At 51.9% G+C, this 20,398-nt stretch carries 13 protein-coding genes; 1 reads left to right on the top strand and 12 read right to left on the bottom strand.

The genetic code is table 11. The features are described from left to right. Positions 1-34: 34 nt before the first annotated feature. From M6D81_RS30565 to M6D81_RS30530, 8 genes are all read right to left on the bottom strand, one after another. Positions 35-184 carry a hypothetical protein gene (locus M6D81_RS30565; protein ID WP_262681339.1) on the bottom strand — a complete coding sequence of 50 codons (150 nt, stop codon included), beginning with the start codon at positions 182-184 and terminating at the stop codon, positions 35-37. A gap of 66 nt (positions 185-250) precedes the next feature. Next, complete coding sequence (locus M6D81_RS30560; RefSeq protein WP_262681337.1) at positions 251-1,636, bottom strand: Glu/Leu/Phe/Val family dehydrogenase; 1,386 nt, start codon at positions 1,634-1,636, stop codon at positions 251-253. Between the two features lie 57 nt (positions 1,637-1,693). After that, on the bottom strand, positions 1,694-3,382 hold the full coding sequence (locus M6D81_RS30555; RefSeq protein WP_262681335.1) for a polysaccharide deacetylase family protein: 1,689 nt from the start codon (positions 3,380-3,382) through the stop codon (positions 1,694-1,696). Positions 3,383-3,569: 187 nt separating this feature from the next. After that, on the bottom strand, positions 3,570-5,222 hold the full coding sequence (locus tag M6D81_RS30550) for a type 2 periplasmic-binding domain-containing protein (protein ID WP_262681333.1): 1,653 nt from the start codon (positions 5,220-5,222) through the stop codon (positions 3,570-3,572). Positions 5,223-5,288: 66 nt separating this feature from the next. After that, positions 5,289-6,179: a carbohydrate ABC transporter permease gene (locus tag M6D81_RS30545; protein ID WP_262681332.1), complete on the bottom strand. Its 891-nt coding sequence runs from the start codon at positions 6,177-6,179 to the stop codon at positions 5,289-5,291. A gap of 12 nt (positions 6,180-6,191) precedes the next feature. Then, positions 6,192-7,133, bottom strand: a complete 942-nt coding sequence (locus M6D81_RS30540) for an ABC transporter permease (RefSeq protein ID WP_262681330.1) — start codon at positions 7,131-7,133, stop codon at positions 6,192-6,194. A 155-nt stretch (positions 7,134-7,288) separates the two neighbouring features. Next, positions 7,289-11,302, bottom strand: a complete 4,014-nt coding sequence (locus M6D81_RS30535) for an FIMAH domain-containing protein (RefSeq protein WP_262681329.1) — start codon at positions 11,300-11,302, stop codon at positions 7,289-7,291. Positions 11,303-11,349: 47 nt separating this feature from the next. Next, positions 11,350-12,552 (bottom strand): DegT/DnrJ/EryC1/StrS family aminotransferase, encoded by a 1,203-nt coding sequence (locus M6D81_RS30530; RefSeq protein ID WP_262681327.1) that lies wholly within the window; start codon positions 12,550-12,552, stop codon positions 11,350-11,352. A gap of 219 nt (positions 12,553-12,771) precedes the next feature. Between M6D81_RS30530 and M6D81_RS30525 the strand changes: the two genes are divergently transcribed. Continuing rightward, on the top strand, positions 12,772-14,148 hold the full coding sequence (locus M6D81_RS30525; RefSeq protein ID WP_262681325.1) for an extracellular solute-binding protein: 1,377 nt from the start codon (positions 12,772-12,774) through the stop codon (positions 14,146-14,148). 76 nt (positions 14,149-14,224) lie between these two features. Here the strand turns inward: M6D81_RS30525 and M6D81_RS30520 are convergent, their stop codons facing one another. From M6D81_RS30520 to M6D81_RS30505, 4 genes are all read right to left on the bottom strand, one after another. Then, positions 14,225-15,457: a DegT/DnrJ/EryC1/StrS family aminotransferase gene (locus tag M6D81_RS30520; protein WP_262681323.1), complete on the bottom strand. Its 1,233-nt coding sequence runs from the start codon at positions 15,455-15,457 to the stop codon at positions 14,225-14,227. Positions 15,458-15,468: 11 nt separating this feature from the next. Continuing rightward, on the bottom strand, positions 15,469-17,187 hold the full coding sequence (locus tag M6D81_RS30515; RefSeq protein WP_262681321.1) for a polysaccharide deacetylase family protein: 1,719 nt from the start codon (positions 17,185-17,187) through the stop codon (positions 15,469-15,471). Between the two features lie 597 nt (positions 17,188-17,784). Next, positions 17,785-18,558, bottom strand: a complete 774-nt coding sequence (locus tag M6D81_RS30510; RefSeq protein WP_262681320.1) for a hypothetical protein — start codon at positions 18,556-18,558, stop codon at positions 17,785-17,787. 67 nt (positions 18,559-18,625) lie between these two features. Then, entirely contained in the window at positions 18,626-19,651 is a 1,026-nt protein-coding gene (locus M6D81_RS30505; protein WP_262681319.1) for a CobW family GTP-binding protein, read from the bottom strand. Between the last annotated feature and the right edge of the window lie 747 nt (positions 19,652-20,398).

The following is a 20,398-nucleotide window of genomic DNA, read 5'->3' as shown; positions in this document are numbered from 1 at the left end:
CTGCTCCTACTTGCTCCTACTGCCCCTAATGCTCCTAAACTGCTCCAGCTCCTACCGCTCCTGCTGCTCCTAAACCTGCTCCAGCTCCTACACCTTGCTCCCACACCTTACGGGCGACAAGCAACGGCATCGCCATCCCTCTTTGCTCCGCAATCTTTTTGCTCCAAACTGCCCGAATGTGCAAGCGGCCCGCTCCAATAACGGATCAGGCCGCTTCGATTAGTCAGCTTCGATCAAGCCGCTTCCCATACTAAAACAGCTTTCCCTGGCGATACAGCGCTGTAGACAGCTTCATTACCGCATGCTTGTAGCAGTTTTGCCGAAGCGTAAGCCCATCTGCGAAAAAAGCGGGCAATATGCCGTTCATTGTTCCTTGCATCTTGCCATACAGCAAATTGTAAACCTGATCCTCGTCGTAAAACTGTGTCTCGCGATCTTGCAGCCATTCAAAGTAAGAGACGATAACGCCGCCCGCATTGGCCAAAATATCGGGAATCACGATAATGTCGCGATTGGCCAAAGCCGCATCAGCTTTCCCCGTAATTGGCGCGTTGGCGCCTTCCACAATGAAGCGCGCCCGCACTTGCTCGACATTGTCCTCTCGCACCTGATCCTGCAATGCCGCTAGGAACAACACATCGACATCCAAAAACAGCACCTGCTCGCGCTCCAAAATTTGAGCATGCACGCCAAGCGAGGCAAGCTCCTCGGCGGTCTTCGGCAAATCGCCCCAATGCCGAGACGAATATTCGTACAAGACGGGAACGGGAAGCCCGTCCTCATGGTATAACGTGACGTTGCGGTCGCTTACAGCGACGACCTTTCCGTTCATATGGGAGCAGCGATGCGCCTCCAAGGCGGCAACCGCACCGACGTTGCCGAAGCCTTGGACAGCCACGGTAAGCGGCCGCGGTTGGTCGGCCAGCGCAAGCAACGATCGGGCGAAACGGTTGTCGGTGCCGGTCAGCCATTCACGGTGATCGCTTGCATAATGATGCAGCATATAACGAAATGAGAAGTAAACGCCTTTGCCTGTAGCCTCCTTGCGGCCCAGCGAGCCTCCGCTCACCGTGCTTTTTCCAGTAAAACTGCCCAGATAAGGCTTCCCGGGATTAATGCTTTTGTATTCCGACATCATCCAGTCCATCTCGCGCTCGCCGCTGCCCATATCCGGTGCGGGAATATCTTTGTCGGGTCCCAAAATATCGTTGAAATATTGCACATACTTTTTGCAGATCAAGTTGAGCTCTTTTGCGGTATAATGCTGCGGATTAATAATAATGCCGCCTTTGCCGCCGCCGAACGGAATTTCGTGAAGAGCGTTTTTGAGCGTCATCAGGGCAGCCAGATTGGCTACTTCCGTTTCGTTGACCGATTCGTGAAAACGGATGCCGCCTTTATAAGGACCAAGCGTATCGTTATGCTGAATACGGTATGCCGGTATTCGCTTCACGTTGCCATTCTCAAGCGGAATGCGCAAGAAAGCTTTATGCACCTTGTTGGGCGTCGACAATATGGCAGCCAGCGAGTCAAAAACTTGCTCCCTATGACAGTCCTTCACATCCGAAAGAAATGATGAGGTTCCCTTGAGCACTTGCAGCGACTGTCCTATAATTTCATCTGTTTGAAGGTTCATAAGCGAGAATAGCTCCTTACCATTCAGATATAATCGATCGTTTCATTGACGCTCCCGTTATCGGGATGGATTGAGTACAATCTTTTTGCATGGAACGCCGAATCGCATTTCCGTCTCCATATCGGACATACCGGCAGCCACCGGAACATAGACGACAGCGTTCTCAAGCTGCTCCGCACCCTCAACGACAACTTCGCCGTCGAACCATACTCCGGCAATTCGCGCCTTTCTCCTCGCCCGCTCCCAATCGTTCACTTGTTTGGACGTCCAGAACTGGAATCCCCTGCTTGTCGCCTCGCGGACAACCCTTCCCAGCGCTTGCGTCACGGCTGGCTGCTCGTGAATATGAACTTGGTGGAACAGGAAATGCGCGACACCTTCCACACGTCTCACCTGCTCCAGGAACGGTACAATCACGCTGGAATCCGCCAAGTTCCAATGGTCCAAATCCTGTGTCAGGAAGCTGATCTCCAATACGTTGTAAGTGCGGTTGCCTTCATCGAACCATGCGATCGGAAAGTACGGATGGCATGTGCCGAACAGGAAGCCGATGTTGCCCTTCTTGCTCGGGCCTCTCGTCTGGTCGGCTTCAATGCCGTTCCGCTCGCACCATTCGAACAATTCGCCCCATCCTTCAAAGCGGGTATAGTGATTTTTGTTCGAGGCGAAGTGATCCAGACCCGTAGCATCTTTCAACCATTGATATTGACGATCAAATTCCGCTCTGTCCCATTGTCCTTGCTGCTCAACCAGCGCATTGAAATGGAATGCCAATTCATGTCCTTCCCGAATAACCTTCTCGTAAATAGGAGGGCTGTATCCCGGCTCGATCATGCACCATGACGAATGAATGCCGCATTCCTTCAATACCTTGAGCGTCGTCTCGGCCGTTTCATCCATATTCAGGTCGCTGTCGTGGGAGATCATGGCCACGCAAGACACCCCGTCGGGCCAATATCCGATGAAGGGAAGCGTCAAGTCCAGTGCCGATACGCATTGCAGCAGATGCCCGAGCAGCTTCTCTCTCCACAGGTCCGCATAAGGATAAGCGAAATATGGCGCGCCCGTCTCCGTCCTCATGCGATCATAATCCCAGTCTAATGCGATACGGTCATCCGCCTTCAAAATATCTTCGTCCACCGCGCCGGTTCCGTCTCGAGCAGGAATGCCGTCGCTGATTACCGGTCCTGTCCCTTGCTGAAAACGTACAATGGTAGCCGGAATATTCATGGACCAGCGTTCGATGAAGCCTTGCCCGACTTGGAATCTGAGCAACGCGGCACCCGACGGCGATCCGTTCGGTCCCTCTTTAAGAACGGTCCCAATTGGCTTAACGGAGTATGCATCCGAATTTGTCTGCTTCCAGGGTGTCGCGTTCAAGCAGCGAAGCGGCAGGCGGTCGGCTTCATCAGCAGTCAAGGCATAACCTATCTGAATCTCACGCTCTTCATAGCAGCCTAGTCTGGACGCCAGCGGCCGCAATCCCCCGTATGAAATAACGGTGCCGCCTGCCTCGGCATAAGACCAGATCAATTCCACAGTCGCTTGATTGTCGTCCATACAGGCAACGATTAGCACATCAGGCTTCACGGAAATGATATCGTTAACCCCGTCAATCCACTCATAGGGCAGCCCGGCATGACCGAGCACCTCGCCTATATACGACTCGAATACATTCAACCCATAACGGTGACGCCTTTCCACCGCTCTCTTGTCTAATAAAATTCCAACTCTAGCCATTCGCATGGAACGTCTTCCTTTCTGTTGTGTTGACATTCGTAGATCACTAATAACCTGTTATATACTTGTATCTTTTTCAACCTTACTCCCTTTCTATTCCTTTGTCAACATGAACAGCCGCAGCAACTTCCCCTCGCATAGCAAAGGATCATACAGCACAATGCCGCATGATCCTTGCTTCGCTGAGCAGTTCCTACTGATCAACACTGCCTTCGTCGAAAACCACCTCAATGCCGTGCGCCGCGCCGATCTGCTCGGCATAAGCATTGAACGTGTCTCTGCCGCGGAAGGTCGTCATAAGCTCTTCATGATATTTGGGCCAATTCGATGCATCCGGCTCTTCGAACAGAACCTTCACATGATACTCTCTCATCTTCGTTCGCAAGGCACCCAGATCCGCCCCCTCCGGCGGCGCTACGTTCGTGCCGATATGTTCCTTCACAGGATAGCTGCGAATTTCATCAACGATTGCAAGATCGCGCTCGGTATAGGTAGGATCGATGATCGTCAGACCGAGCTGGTTCGCATCGTCCTTCGGGGTAAAGAATCCGTATAAGGACAACCAGGAGGCCACTTCATTGTATGCTTCCTTCACAGTAATCGTATTGCCTTCGCGCGTATAATGAACGCCTTCTTGTCCGTACTTTGTCAGCAAATATCCTTCTTCGCTGGCCAGCCAATCCAGAATTTCAACACTGCGTTTGATCGCTTCAGGCTCTTTCTCCGCTACGGTTGTATGGAAGGCGAACGGATTCCCTGGCAGTGCGCTTAACGTCAACCCTTTCTCTTGGCCGAATGGCGTGAACGGCACGAACTCGGCTTCTGGGATGATCGCTTTTATTCGGCTCTGAATGCTGTTCGGATTCGCATCAAGGGCGAAATCCTTGGCATGACCCATGACGATCCCCGCCTTGCCGTTCGCCGCCTTATCCCAATGCGCCGTCCCCTTGTTCAAGAACCAGTCGGGATCAACGATGTTCTCAGCCAGCATCGCTTTGATTTCTGTCAGAATCTTCTCCATCTCAAGATCGGTGCCGCCATCGCGATAAGTGCCCTTCTCTTTATCGAACGTCATGGCCCATAGCTCATTGTGAACCATCTGTGGGAAGTCGCCTGAGTAAGTAAGGCCATTGCCGGATGCGCTCATTCCGTAAGTATCGCCCGCGCCGTTGCCATCCGGATCGTCAAATGTAAATTTACGCATGACTTCAAGCATGTCTTCATAGCTGCTTGGCACCTCCAGCTGAAGCTTGTCTAGCCAGTCCTTGCGAATATAATAGGAAGTGTAACGATTACGGCTGAACGGAACTGGAGCCCGAACGAAGGAATTTTCGATCGCATAGCGTTCCAGCTCTTGCTCCGACACCCAGTACTCGAAATAATTAGGCATCGTCTCCGGGTTGACGAACGGTGTCATATCCGCAAGCAATCCGTCAAGTGTCAGCGTCTGGGATTGTCGGCCTCCCGCTACGAACAGATGCGGCGGATCGGCTGCCAGCTTCGTATTGAGCTGCTTCTCATAATCGGCCGAATACAGGGACGACGTAAAGTTCAGCTTGACATTAAACTTCTCTTCAATCGCCTGCTTGACAAAGTCATCCTTGCTTGAAGGCATGACAGCGTTGTTGCTAACCTCGGAGCCGGCAACATACCAGTTGAGTTCAAGCTGTTCCCGTTCATTTTTGGCGCCTTCTCCATCCCCATTGTTGCTTTTACCCGATGAATTCTCGCCTTCTGCTTTGGATGTGTTCGTCTTGCCGTCGTTATTAGCGTTGCTGCAAGCGCTCACCATCATGACCATCGCTATCAGAACAACAAGCCATACTTTCAATTTTCTTTTTTCCAAAGACTTCCCCTCCTAAAATGTTTGTCTTCTTCAAACCTTTTTTGCAGGACCAAGAAGTTCTATGATTTAACCTTTAATGGCTCCAAGCAGCATTCCTTTCAAGAAATACTTCTGGAGAAAAGGGTAAACCGCCAAAATGGGCAGCAGCGCAGCTACGACAACGGCCATCTTCACCGTCTCCGGCGGCAATGCCTGAATGAGTCCCGGATTGGAAAGCATCAGATCCTGACTGACATTCGGCGTCGTGATCATATTGCGCAAGACGACCTGTATCGGGTACAAAGCTTTGTCATTCAAATACATAATGCCTTTAAAGTATTCATTCCAGTGCGTGACGCCATAGAACAGGCCTAGTGTCGCCATGATGGGAGTGGAGAGCGGCAATACGATGCGGACCAGCGTGGACACTTCGCCGCAGCCGTCCACCTTGGCTGCCTCTTCAATTTCCTCAGGCAAATTCTCGAAGAACGTCTTCATAATAAGCAGGTTGAAGGCCGACACCATGCCCGGAATGATCATCGCCCAGAGGGAATCCAGCAGCCCCGTCGCTCGCACAACCAGATACAGAGGAATTAATCCACCGTTAAACAGCATGGTGAACACAATCATAAAGAGCAGTATGTTGCGGCCTGGAAGCGACTTCTTCGATAAGGGGTAAGCTAGAAGCGCGGTAACAACCAGGTTTAAAAAAGTGCCTACAACCGTAATGAATATCGTAACTTTGAGCGCCTTCGGCACCGCCTGGCTCTCCCATATCGCTCTGTACGCATCCAGCGTAAATCCTTTCGGAATAATGACGAACCCGCCGTTTTTGAGCACCTCGGTTATCGGCGTAATCGACATGACGACAACATAATATAGCGGGAATAACGTGAACAGTGTGAACAAACCGAGTACGCCGTAGATGACAACGTCCGTCACCCGATCCGTTTTGGTTTTATGAAGCTGGTATGACATGGGAGCCCTCCTCTACCATATTCCCGATCCGCCGAGCTTCTTGGCGATCTGGTTTGCAAGGATCACGAGCACGAGCCCGATAATGGATTTGAAAAATCCTGTGGCGGCCGCTACGCTAAAGTTCAATTCTTCTATCCCCATCCGAAATACCCAGGTATCGATAATATCACCGACTTCATACACTCTTGCATTCAAGAAAATGTAGACTTGATCAAAGCCCGCATCGAGAATGTGCCCGATACGCAAGATCAGCAGCAGAACGAATACATCTCGAATACCAGGGAGCGTAATATGCCATATTTGTCGCCAGCGCCCCGCGCCGTCCACAACTGCCGCTTCGTATAACTGAGGATTAATCGCTGCCAAGGAAGCCAAATAGATGATTGCGCCATAGCCTGTATTCTTCCAAATATCCGTTACGACGAGAATGCTCCGGAAATATTCATCCGCGGTAAGGAACTCGACCGGATTCGCTCCCATTGATTTCAACCCGAAATTCAACAGGCCTTCGTTGGACAGGAAGGCAAAGGCGATCCCGTAAATGACGACCCACGAAAGAAAATAAGGTCCATATGTAATCGTCTGCACCGTCTTCTTGAACCAAACGGAACGAATCTCGTTAAGCAGGATCGCAAGAAGGACATCCGGCAGCATCCCGAAGACGATGCGATACACACTGATGATCAATGTGTTAGATAGAAGCCGGTAAAAGTCAGGCGTGTTGAAAATGAAGGCAAAGTTCTGAAAGCCGACCCAGGGACTTCCGAATACCCCTTTCAACAAGTTGTAATCTTGAAAAGCAATCATCAAGCCCCCCATGGGACCGTAATGATAGATAGCGAAATATAGAATCCCCGGGATCATCATAAAGTACAGCCATTTGTGACGATAAATAGAGCGCAGAAGGGACTGTCGTTTCGAAGCCGCTTGCTGCATCAATACTTGTTCCGCCATATGTATTTTCTTCACTCCCTTACTATGTAACCGCATACAAAGTGATATAAAACAGTATACATCGGACAATAAAATAATACAAGTATATAACAGGTATTTTTATAAAAAGGCGACTCCGTAGAGTCGCCCTTATTATAAGGCCAATACCAACTTGCCTATTCTATCAATCTGGCCATGAATTGTTCCGCCGCCTCATTCAGCTTTATTTTGGCAGCATCGCTAATGAAGCCTTGCAGGGATTCCTGATGCAAACGGTCGATAAACTTTTGCAAATGATGTCTGGCTTGCGGGAGATTCCCTTTGTTTCTATGATGCTCTGTCTGCCGGATACGATTCCGGAGCGGTTCAAGCATCGGTCCTTGCAGCTCTTCCGATGTCTCGAAAGCATCGATCAACGAGTTGATGCCGGCTGCCGGCGCTTCAATGCGCAGGTTATGCCTGCCCTCTTCCAGACTGATCTCGATCGTTCCTGACGTCTCGTCTATCGTATATTGTCCTTCCTGCAGCAAGACTCCATTTAAGATCACGAATGCCGCTTCCGGAGCATACAGACGAATGGTCTGCGCTTGCTCCAGCTCCACCACTCCAGAGGCATCCGTCCCAGCCAGCTCGAAGTCGATCGAAGCGCTGAATGGCAAGCTGCCTTCCAGCAGCGTCTGACCCTCGTCCCGAAGCGTCGTGCCCCGCGTCATCCCATAACCCGCTACGCTGTCATCAGTTCCCCCGTTATTCCGCAAGCTTACGACGGCTTGTTCTGCATCGCTTTTAATACCGTCGATCACGTAACCTCCGGATTCAAGCTTGAATACGACCCGATCCTGTATACCGCTGCCGTCTTCACGATTCACTTTCGCTCCGACTGCCCCGCTGCCCTGCAGCCACTGGGCATTGACTGTCGGTCTGGCGTATTCCGGGTTATTCTCTCCTTCAGGCAGCAGTTGAATCGCATCGAGCCCGATAAAATAATTGCCGGAGCTTTCATTTTTCCCGATGACTTCATAACGGATCGAATGCTCTCCTGCCGTCAGATACAGATCGTCATGCGTAAATGCTTCAGAAGGCGTTATATCTGCCGCATATCCGTCATAGACTCCGCCTAATGGCTGGCCATCCACATACACCTGCACCTGGCCGTATGACGGTGAATGCAGAAAATGACTTAACACCGTATAGTTGCCGTCCTCCGGAGCCTCGACGGTTACGGTCATGTAATCCCCAACATCCAGTCCGCGATAAAAAATGACCGTGCTGCCGACGGCCGACACGAGCTTCACCTCGCGCCCCGAGCTGTCCGCAAGCGGAAGCAGATTCGACTCGTCGAATTGGCCGATCACGTGATAAGGCTGCATCTTCAGCACCGACAGAAACTGATGATCCGTCTTCGCCTCACCGCTTCCTACTTTGGAGTAATACCCATACGATTCCGCTCCCGGATACATCGTCACGCTCATGGGCGACTCAGTCGGCCCCAGAAATCTGGCCGCCAGCTCCGCACCGCCGCTGCGCAAATACAGCTCGCTCCCCTGCTCGACAACACCGGCGGATACGGGCTCACCGTCGATCTCGAACGCTTCCAGGCCGCCGCTGTACAAGAGCCAGTCATAAGTGCGCGGCACTTGAGCCTGAAGGTCGTCCAGCATGACGACATAACCCGGTTCCTTCATGTACACCACGTGGCGATCATATTTCTCCAAGCTCGGATTGCCATAGGCGTCTGCCGCTGAACCCTTAATATAATCATATGTCGGAGCGAGCATGCCTCTGGTCAGTTCACCGCCGCCTAACGCATTCTGTCCTTGCCCGTCAACCTGGATCGTGCTGTGTCCCATGCGGACTGTAAAGTCGTTCGCGGGGCCGGCGACATAATCCTGATAGCCGGGATCTCCGGCGATCCATGAACGGTTCGTCGCGATCTGGAAGCTGTTCTGATCATAATGGTTATGACCCAGCCTGGAATCATTGGCGATCATCGTGAACAGGATGTCGTCTTCCTCCCAGCCGGAGCGGAGAGCGGCCCAGCCGATCTCGTCGAACACGGCCGATTCCGGCCATTCGTCCGGAGAAGCTATCGCCGCATCCGGCCGGAAGTACAGGAACCCGGCCAGTCCGCCGGCCGCCGATTTGGTTTCTTGCAAGTACCAGCCCGCCTGGCCGTTGTCCAGCCATGCATTGATGACGTTCATCGTCAGGCCGAAATAGTTGGCCGTGCTGGAGTCCGAGAAGTTGGCGAGACCGCCTCCTCCAGGAGCAAGCGAGTACAGAACCCAGCGAACAAGGAAATCATTCAGAAATGGGTGATCCGCCAACTCCCGGACGCCGGTCACCCGGTCAATATGGTCGAACGCTTTAATCATATTGTCAGTAGCGTAGCTCGTATAGAGCAAGCCTTCCTGTCGTCCGGACTCCATCCGCTCGTCCAGGTACCATTCGTAGTAAGTCATCGCCCGGGTCAAGTATGCGTTGGCATTAGAACTGTGGCCGAGCAGCACGGCGGCTCCGCTGCCAAGCGCCGCTGCGCGAAGCGTCTGGATGTTGTGGTCGATCTGCCCCAGTACATCTTTAAAGAGCGGCTTGAGTCCTTTATTCTCCAATGCGTTCAGCACCAGCGACCGTTCCTGCTCCGTCAACTCGTCGTACAGAATATCCAGCGCCATGCTGACGCCGAAAGTAAGATGTGCCGTATCGAGACAAGTATAGCCGCCGCACGGATACGTCGGGTCCGTCCAGGTATCCCAATTCGCCAGCGAAAGCATATACGACTTCGCCTTGTCCGCATAATCTGTATTCTCTGTCACAGCATACGCAAGACTAAGCGTCTCCAGGCGATCCTGAATTCCCCGGGTCATCATCGTCCAATAAGGGTATGGACTATTGAAGCCCGGCGGGTTCTCGATCGGTCCCGGTTGAACCGGAGGCAGCGGGAACGTGACGATCTTGCCGCCGTAATAGGCCAAGGAGAACTCGCTCTCCGTCAAGTATTGCGTCGCGTTCGATTCCACTGATTCCCAAAGCTGCTGACCGGTCGCACCGAACGGCGCGTTGACCGCATCCTCCGCTCTGGCCCGCAATCCCGGAAGCTCGTCCCCGGTGAAGTACAGACGGGGATGCCCCTCCGTCAACAACGGGAACTCCCGAACGGGCTCCGGCGGAACGACTTCAAACTGTGCTCGATCAAAAAAAACAACGCCAATATTCGATTTGTGCTGATATAACAGCAGTGTCGCATATTCCGCGTCCTCCGGCGCATACGATTCGATCGCAAGCGGCTGCCAGTGTCCTATATCACCATTCGTAGCGATCTTCACATCGATGCGTTGATTGGCAGCATTCCAATATTCCAGATACAACTGGGATACTCCAGCTTCATTATAGGACTGTACGGTCGCCCGATAGCGATTGTCCGGCGTGATGGGCATCGGTGCGCTGCGCAAGCCCGAGTTGGCGGAAGCGCTTGGATCTTCTATCTTCACGCTGTATTCCCCGCTGATGATGGGCTCGCTAGCAGTACTGTAGGCCGTCCCGCTGCCCAGCGGCACCCAGACAGTCGGTTGTCCTTGAGAGGTTTCCTCGAAATCTCCATTGAGCGGGTAACTCAGATCGGTCAAACCAAAATCGGCATCGTCAATAAAACTGGTGCCGACATTCGTCACGTGCTGATACAATAACAAGGTGGCGTACGAGGAATCGTCGGGAGCGTCGGCCGTGATGCTCACTTGCTTCCACTGCTGAAGCCCGGGTACGTTCGCCGTCTGAACACCGATCCGCGTGCCCGCTTCGTTCCAGAACTCAAGGTACAGCTGCGACGTTCCGGATTCGTTCCAGCCGTAGACGGAAGCGGTATAGCTTTGGCCCGGATCGACAGCAAGCGGATGGCTTCGCAGCCCGTTGCCGGAGCTCTGACTTGCATCCACCAGCTTCACGCTGCGGTAACCGCTGCGGACCGGATCATAGACTGATTCGACCACGGACACAGCCTCATAGAGCTGCCAGTCCACAGGCTTGCTGTCCGCTGCCTGCTCGAAGCCCGGATTCAGCAGAACAGCTTCCGCCGCGCTCACGGCATCCGCTCTCTCGGCCCAGCCACTCGAAGGCAACAGGGCCAATCCCACACTAAGAAACATAGACAGAATACCAGCATTTCTCATCATTCGCTGCCATCTTGTTCGCATAGCTCATCGCTCCTTTTTGTTCAGCATCTTTTAAACATCTTCATCTTTTACTTCCTAATCGTCAGAGACTGTACCACCTTCTTCACAGCTGCGGCAATATCGTGCATATCCGCTTCTTCCGCCAACAGAGCGTTTTGATGCACCCAGATGGACTGCTTGCTGCTCAGCTTCTCACTAATCGGGCACGAATAGCTGGGCCTGCTGCCCGTCCATCGCTCGATCTCATTCAGTACCGCCTTATTCAAATGCAGAGAAACATAACCGGCGCTCACAGGAATGCCTTCCGCCGCTATCTTGGCAATCACATCGTTCTTGTCAACCGAATCCGCTAATTCCGGAGCAAGCTTGAACATATAGAGATGATAGGCATGCCTGGTAATACGGGGATCCCTGCGCAGCACCTCGATGCCTTCCGTCTCGCTCAGAAGCTCTGTAAGCAATACTCCGTTGCGCTCTCTGACAGCCAGCTGCTCTTCAAGCCTGCTCAATTGCCCCAGCAACACAGCTCCTTGAAATTCCGTCATTCGCAGGTTCCATCCGATATGCTCATGCTGATACCATGCGCCCTCTCTAATTCGTCCTACGTTCGTCAGGGACCATGCCATATCCGCCAAGTCCTTGTCGTTCGTCAGAATCATGCCTCCTTCTCCGGAGTTGACATTCTTGCTGGATTGGAAGCTGAACGTGCCCATATCGCCCAGCGAGCCGACGCCTTTCCCCTCCCATTGCGCTCCGACAGCCTGAGCCGAATCTTCAATCAAGCGAAGGCTGTGACGATCCGCAATTTCCTTGAGCCTTGTCATGTTGGAGGGCGCGCCCCCGATATGCACCGTGACAATCGCCTTCGTCCTGGGCGTAATCGCCGCCTCAACCTTCTCGGGGTCCAGTTGAAGTGTATCTTCCTCCACATCGGCAAATACCGGAATCGCTCCGAAGAGCAATGATGAAGTGGCCGTCGCTATGAAGGTGTAAGGCGGCATGATGACCTCATCGCCCGCGCGGACCCCTGCCGCTTGAAGCGCTACAGTAATGCCTACGGTGCCATTGATCACGCTGACTGCATACGCCGCATCATGAATTTCTGCGAATTTCGCTTCCAATCGCTTCAGCTTGTCCGGTGTGCTGCCTCCCCATTTCCCTGAGTGAAGAACCTCCAGCAACAGGCGTTCCTCCATCTCCCCATATACAGGCCATTGTGGAAACGCTTTCGTTCGAACCGGTATTCCTCCATCGATAGCTAATTGAATCATCCCCGATAACCCCTTTCTTCTCATCGAATAATTAGATATATGTATCATACTTGTATTCTATTATGAATCGCAAGAAATTACCAGTAAAGTTTGCAATGATTTTGGGGCCGACAAATAAATGGAACCTCTTCGTATTGTATTGAACTTGTATTCATTTCAATTCTGAACTAAAATAGGAGCATAAGATCGATAATTGAATGGGTACAGGAGTCGAAAAAAATGAAAAGAGAAAGCAAATTCCGATATTCCAAGCTCGCCAATATTTTGCGCGAACAAATTATGTCCGGCTACATCAAGCCAGGCAACTTCCTCATGTCGGAGAACGATCTGTGCAATCATTACAGCATTAGCCGGACTTCCGTCAGAAAGTCACTGGAGCAATTGGCGCAGGAAGGATTAATCATTAAAAAAGTCGGGCAAGGCACGATCGTAAACCCCGACTTGATCGTGGAGAATTCATCTGACAAGGTGCTGCGGATCTTCTCCGTATCTCCCTCTCATTTCTTCGATCATGGGCTTCCCCTCATCATTGAAGAGTTTGAACAAGAGAATCCCAATGTGAAAATTAAGTGCCTCAACTTCTCGGCGAATGATTTCTGGGATTCCGTTGAGTCCAGTGTGGAGCTTGGGCTCCAGCCGGATGTCATTCTTGCAACCGACCGTCATTTCAGAAATGCGGACACATCATTGGAGTTCCTTGACCTGATGCCTTATCTCCCGGACTACTCCACTATGATTTATCCGCGCCTTCGCGAAGCATTCCTGCGGGATCAGAAGCTGCAAGGAGCGATCAGTACCTTTTCGTCGGTCTATTTAACGTACAATCCCGAATTGTTCCGTACGCATCAAGTTCCTGAGCCTACTGAACGGTGGTCGCTGGAAGAGTTTCTGGAGGCCGCGCATCGGCTCACGCTGGATACGAATGGCGACGGGATCAACGACCAGTACGGCTTATCCTTATCTTCTTCACTCGGGCGTTGGCCTGTGCTCGTTCTGCAGAACGGAGGCGGCTTCAAGGCCAATTGCGAGAAGGCGCCGCTAGTCAAAACACTCACATTAATACACGACCTCTTGTACCGGCATCGCGTTGCTACTTTATCGCCGCAATACCTCCTCAATTCGGAAGCCTTCATCAAGGGAAAAGCGGCGATGATGATGACGACCTCGCTCGAGATGGCGGGTTGGAGCGACAGCATCAGCGGCTTTGAGCCTAAAGTCGCGTCAATGCCATTCGGCGACCATAAGGGCACGCTGCTCACAGCCAATGCGTTCATGGTTCCCGAAGCCAGCAACGAACAGGAGATGGCCATCCGCTTCGTGCAGAAGGCGCTCTCTCCTTCCATGCAGGAGAAGCTGGGCAAGGAGGCGAACTTAATGTCCCCGCTCCGGCAAGTCAATGAGAAGAACTGGAGCACATCGCTGTTCCAATCGCTGCATATCAACGAGGACATTACGATGAACAGCTATTTCATTGACGAACTGTTCGGTGACACTAGCGATATCGAAGAGATCGTGAAAGAAATGCACTTATTCTGGGCAGGAATCGAATCCGCGGAGGAGTTCGCCGAGAAGATGATCGCCATTATGAATTCCTAAAGTGTGAAAGCGCGTCAAGGTCCCCTGCTTCTCTCTCATTCGGAAGAAGCAGGGGACCTTGCGCTTGCTTACAGCTCTATTTTTTATAGTATTCCGCCACTTTCCGAATCCCTCTGACGATATCCTCAATATCCCGTTCGGTATAAAATTCATTGATGCCGATCCGAATCGCCGTCTGCAATATGCGCTCGGCGACAGGGCATAATCCCCGTTCATAAGACACATCCGACAGCTCGAAGGGAAAGCTGCTGTTCAGATAGGCTTGGCGCTGCTGGAACAAAGGCTGCATGTAGACGACATCGGGAATGTAGCCCGCAGTGTTCGCAATTCCTTCCTCCGCAAGTGCATGACTGAATTCCTCGCGGCTGCAATTCAGCGCTTCCTCATCGATGCGGAACATGTAGAACCAATAAGTGCAGGCATTCCCTGATTTCACTTCATGTGGGGATACACCTTGAAGGCCGGAGATCCCTTGGGTGACGCGGTCTCCATAACGCTGACGCGCGTCACAGATCCAGGCAAGCTTCTTCAATTGAGCGATGCCTACAGCGCCCTGCAGCTCAGTCATGCGATAATTCGGAGCCACATAATGCAGATCGCGAATAACGTCGCCTCCGAATCGCATATAGTTTTTATCCGCGAAGGCGTGCGTTCTGTGATAATCGGCTTGGTCGCCTGAATTGACGGTGACGATCCCGCCGTCCCCCGTTGAAATATGCTTGAAGTCGTTCGTACTGAAGCAGCCGTAATCTCCGATCGTCCCCGCCAGTCTGCCCTTATAGCGCGTCATGTAGCTTTGAGCGCAATCTTCGATTACCTTCAGCTTATGCTTCGCGGCAATCGCCATAATCGCGTCCATATCACAAGCATTGCCCGCCAGATGAACGACTAGAATCGCCTTCGTTCGGTCGGTGATGCGTTCTTCGATTGAAGCGGGGTCCATGTTGTAGGTATGCGGGTCCAGATCGGCGAATACCGGTATCGCATTCTGATACAAGATGCCGACAAGCGTTCCCTGGTCTGTAATGGGACTTGTAATGACCTCGTCGCCTACCGTAATCCCGGCCGCACCAAGCGCGACATGAATGGCTGCTGTACCCGAAGACGCCGCTACACTGTATTTCACCCCGTACAGCTCATTGAAGTCCGACAGGAATTGCTTCACTTTGCTCCCCGAGTGATAGAACAGTGTGTTCTGTTGGAGTGCTTCCAGCAATTCTTGCGCTTCTGCAAGCCCGAATCGGCTGCCGCTTCCGAATGGCGTATCCTTTACCTTTGGACCGCCATGAATAGCCAGTCTCTCATTCATCGTACCCACTCCTAACTGAGGCTTGGAATAGTTGCTCTGGCGGCTCCGAGCACTTGCCTGACACAAGGGACCCCGAACCGGTTCACGATTTCCCGATTAGCCGCGCCTTCCTGCACAGGTATCCACACAACCGCGTCTTTCAATTCTGTGCCATGCTCGACCCTCGCCTCTGCATTGGCCTCGATTCCGGTAATGCGCACCTTCCGTCTCGCCCGTTCCCAGTCGTTAATCTGCTTGGAAGTCCAGAAGGTAAAACCGCGCTTTCGAGCTTCGGCTACCACCTTGCGAATGGCCTTGTTCACCGGCTCCTGATTCAGGATGTGCACTTGGTGGAACAGGAAATGCGCTACCCCTTCTACCCGCATGACCTGTTCAAGGAAGGGCTCCACCACACTGGAGTCGGCCAAATGAATATGATCCAAATCCTGCGTAAGGAAACTGATTTCCAATACATTGTACGAGCGATTGCCCTGATCAAACCACGCGACGGGGAAATATGGATGGCATGTGCCAAACAGGAATCCGATATTGCCTCGCTTGCTGGGCCCTCTCGTCTGATCCACCTCGATTCCGTGCTTCTCGCACCAATCGAACAATTCGCTCCAGCCTTGGAAGATCGTATAATGATTCTTGTTAGAGGTGACGCGATCTGCGCCGATCGCCTGCTGCAGCCAAGCGAATTGCCTGTCGAATTCCGCCTCATCCCATTTCCCGTCATTCGCTTCCAGCGCATTGTAGTGAAAAGCCAGCTCGTGTCCGGCTTGCTTGACTTTGTCATAGATATAAGGGCTGTATCCGGGCTCTATCATGCACCACGTGGATTGAATTCTGCAATCGTGAAGGGTATCCAGCGTCGCTTCCGCGCTTTCGTCAATGTTCAAGTCGCTGTCGTGCGAGATTGTAGCTATGTAAGATATTCCGTCTGGCCAATAGCTTACGAATGGGAGTGTAAGACCTTGCTCCAATACCAGCTTCAACAAATGCTCGATCATTGCCTCTTTCCACAAATCCGCATACGGCTCTTTAAAATAGGGAGCGGAGGTCTCCGTTGTCGTGCGATCATACTCCCAATCCAGAGCGATACGGTCGTCGGCCTTCAAAATACCCTCATCTACTGCACCGCTGCCATCCGTTGCCGGAATTCCATCGTCAAGCACCGGCTCCGTCCCCTGTTGAAAGTGTACAAGCGTATAAGGAATATTGACTGCCCACCGATCGATGCGACCTTCTCCAACGGAAAACTGCAGCAGCGCAGCTCCCGCTTCCCGTCCTGCCGGCTCATCCTTCCGCAGGCTGCCGCTTGCCTGAACGGTTGTATTGCTTTGCTCTCCGTCTTGCTGTACCCAGGGCTTTGCCTTGAGAAAGCGAAGCATACCGCTGTCATCCCCTGCCGATAGAGCGCTTGCATAACCTGCGGCCATATCCCGATCCGCTCTGCAGCCAAGCCTGGCTGTCAGGCATTTCAATCCTGCATAGGAGATGACCGCCCCTCCTTGCTCTGCAAAGCTCCATATCGTCTCCGCATTGTCCTCATTCTCATCCATACAGGCGACAATCAGCACATCCAATTGGTGCTCCGCCACATCGCTGACATGGTCGATCCATTGAAAAGGGATTCCCGCGTGCGACAGCACTTCGCCAGCGAAAGCCTCAAATACGTTGATTCCGAATTGATGTCGGCGCATCATAGCCGCCTGGTCCAGCAAAATTCCGACTCGTGCCATTCTCATAGTCATTTCCATCCTTTTCTGCTTATATGATAGATAGATAAGGTGCCATCAACTCATCAGAGAGACTGTGAATCCGTCCGTCACGCTGCAATCTCACATTCAACTCGACAACCATCGTTTTCACTTCCTCCTGCTTGCTCGCCTCCTTGTTTCCTGGCTACATGGCTCTGTTTGGAGTTTCGCCTGCACAAGCCTCGAATACGTTGCTTCCAACTTGTTTCATTTTCAATACATGTATTATACTTGTATTAATATATAAAGTACTATCAACTCATCATTCTGTCAATCGTTTTTAAAACGTTTTCGGCAATAAAAAAACAGCTCAAGCGTATTGCACGCTACCTCCAACCAAGGTTACATTGCCTGCTGCTCATCATTCGCCTACTTTCCTACCTCCAACCGAGGTCACATTGCCTACTGCTCACCATTCGCCTACTTTCCACTCTCCAACCAAGGTTACATCGCCTACAATTCATTTGATAGCTTACACAAAGAAAAAACAAGGTACAGCCCCTTCAATGTTCTTGAAGATCTGTACCTTGTTCGTTGCAGCCTATTCACCCTGCATATTCAGTTCCCCCGGAATTCCGGCGTCCTCTACTTATTCATAAATTTCCGCATATCTTTTACGCCGTGCCGCTCCATAAGCTCCTGCTTCAGTTGCTCAGCCGTTTTGCCTTCCGTCTCGATCCCTTGTGACTCCGCCATTTTGCGCAAGTACTCTTCGTGTTTTGCCCTGTGCTCGGCTTTGAACGCTTCCCACTTCTCTTTGTCGGCTTCTTTGGCTGCTTGCAGTTCCTTCTTCAACTGCTCAGCATCTTTGCCTTCTGTCTCAATACCGAAGTAGGCTGCCGCTTCTCTTAGCTTTTGAAGGCGGTAAGCCTCGAACTCCGGACGCGTCATGCCGCTTTTATGGTGGCCATGATGTCCGTGATGATCACGCTTGTGTTCCTTAAGCTCCGGCTGCTGCTGCTCTTGCATGGGCTGGCGCTTCGGCTTGACAGGCTGCTGCTCGCCTTGTCCGGCACTACCATTCCGTTGCGGCTGCTCGCCTTGTCCGGCACTGCCATTCCGTTGCGGCTGCTCGCCTTGTCCGGCGCTGCCGTTTTGTTGTTGCTTGGCCCCTTGTCCAGCACCGTCGCTCCGCTTCTGCGCTGCATCTTGCTCCGCAGCTGGCGCAGCCGGCACCTCTGCCTGCTCGGCATGCGCAGCGGGAGAAGAATAGCTGAGCATGGCAGCGAGCGCAAATGCCGTAGCAATCGTCGCAATCGATTGTTTTCCTGTCATTCCTGCTCTCACCTCTCTAGGTTGCGGTATGGAAGGCGTATTTTGCAGCGGCATCAATCGCCTCATTTCGATTATTGTTTCCATGCCTCCCTATATTTAGACATGAGCAGGCGATCGATTGCTTTTCCGCGCCCTGACGCATGACACGACATCATTCCACTTCTTGCTCCAATCGTTCCAGCTGTCTCATCAGCCAATCCTTGGAGAAGTGCTCCCCAATAAAGACGGCTACGTCGCGCACCTCGCCCTGCGGCTCTATCCGCATGAAATCCGTCTCCTTGAACGCATATTGAAACAGAAAGCGGCTCGGCGTATCGCGAAACGTCAAAATCCCTTTGGCACGGTAAATATTGTCCGGCAGCTTGTGCAGAAGCACTTCAAACGATTCGCTATCGATGGGCTTGCTCCAATAATGCGTCAGAACCATGACATGGCTATGGGAGTGATGGTGATCCGCTGCGTTCGGAGCTCCTGGCTTCTCCTCCGCCGCTTCATCATTCCCATCATGCCTGACTTTTTCGTGATTCAGAGATAGGGGGCGTGCCGAACGTTCTTCCGTCAACCAATCCCAGTCAGCAGGCTGACACCTTACGGTTTCCATAATGGAGGCATGACTGTTCCAGTCTCGCAGCAGCTGCTGAGCCTCCACAACTTCTTCCGGCATCAGTTTGTCTGACTTGTTAAGCAGCAGATGTGTCGCGCAACGAATCTGCTCCTTCATTAATTTGAAGGTTCGTCCCTTGCCTGTCTTGTGTCGTCTCAATAGCTCAGGTCCGTCCACGACAGTGATGATAGACGTTAATTCCACCGTTTTGTACATCGACGCTTCCGTAATGGCATCAATCGTTTCCATCGGATTGGCGCCGCCAGTCGATTCAATAATAATGACATCGGGCTGACTCTCGCTTAGAAGCTTGTACAGCTCCAGTCCTAGATCCCCTTTCATCGAACAGCATATGCATCCGCTTAGCAATTCAGCCAGCGGCACATCCTCATCTACCAGCTGTCCGTCCAGGTTGGTGTCGCCGATCTCGTTCATGACTACGGCCGGCCTTAGACCTTTTTCCTTGTATTGTTGCAGCAGATTGCCCAATAACGTTGTTTTGCCGCTGCCCAGGAATCCCGACAGCAATACAACCGGTGTCACTCGTTCCGTCATCGCAAGCTTATTCGTCATTGCAAGCTCATTCCTCTTCCCAATCGGTATTTCATTCCCGATAATAGTTTCAATACATTTCCCTTGTATAAGCGTTCATGAGCATTATATCGAATCGGCAGCGGTTATGCACATTTTGAGACCCAGCATCTTTCCGGCAATGCCTTGCAATGATTCTGATTCCGAGTCAGAAGCAGAATATCTTCAGATGGCGAACTGCATACTGCAAGAGAGGCACTTGCAACTCTGCGGAGGAAGCACTTTAGATAAATACACAGTAATGTTACTCTCCGCGGCTTACCGAAACCTGAATGAGGCAGAGAAGGACTTTATATGAATCGTTACTACTTAACTACTAAGCAAGTAGGGGCTTATCGCTCAAAATGGTCACATAGAATCGAAAAAAATAGAGAAAAGTGTGCGCTATCGCTCATTTTGCTCACATAGCCCCGCCAAGCGTGCCTTGTACCGCCGAATAGTAGGAGCTATCGCTCAATATGGTCACATAGAATCGAAAAAATAGAGAAAAGTGTGCGCTATCGCTCATTTTGCTCACATAGCCCCGCCAAGCGTGCCTTGTACCGCCGAATAGTAGGAGCTATCGCTCAAAATGGTCACATAGAATCGAAAAAATAGAGAAAAGTGTGCGCTATCGCTCATTTTGCTCACATAGCCCCGTCAAGCGTGCCTCGTGCCGAATGGACCTAAGTAGTAACGAAAAATCGTACAAAAGACGCTGACAATCGCGGATAGGGAGTAAGTTTGTGT

Source organism: Paenibacillus sp. J5C2022 (genome assembly GCF_025567625.1).
Classification (GTDB): Bacteria; Bacillota; Bacilli; order Paenibacillales; family Paenibacillaceae; genus Pristimantibacillus.
Note: the sequence above shows the minus strand (reverse complement) of the source record. Positions and strands in the feature narration are given on the sequence as shown.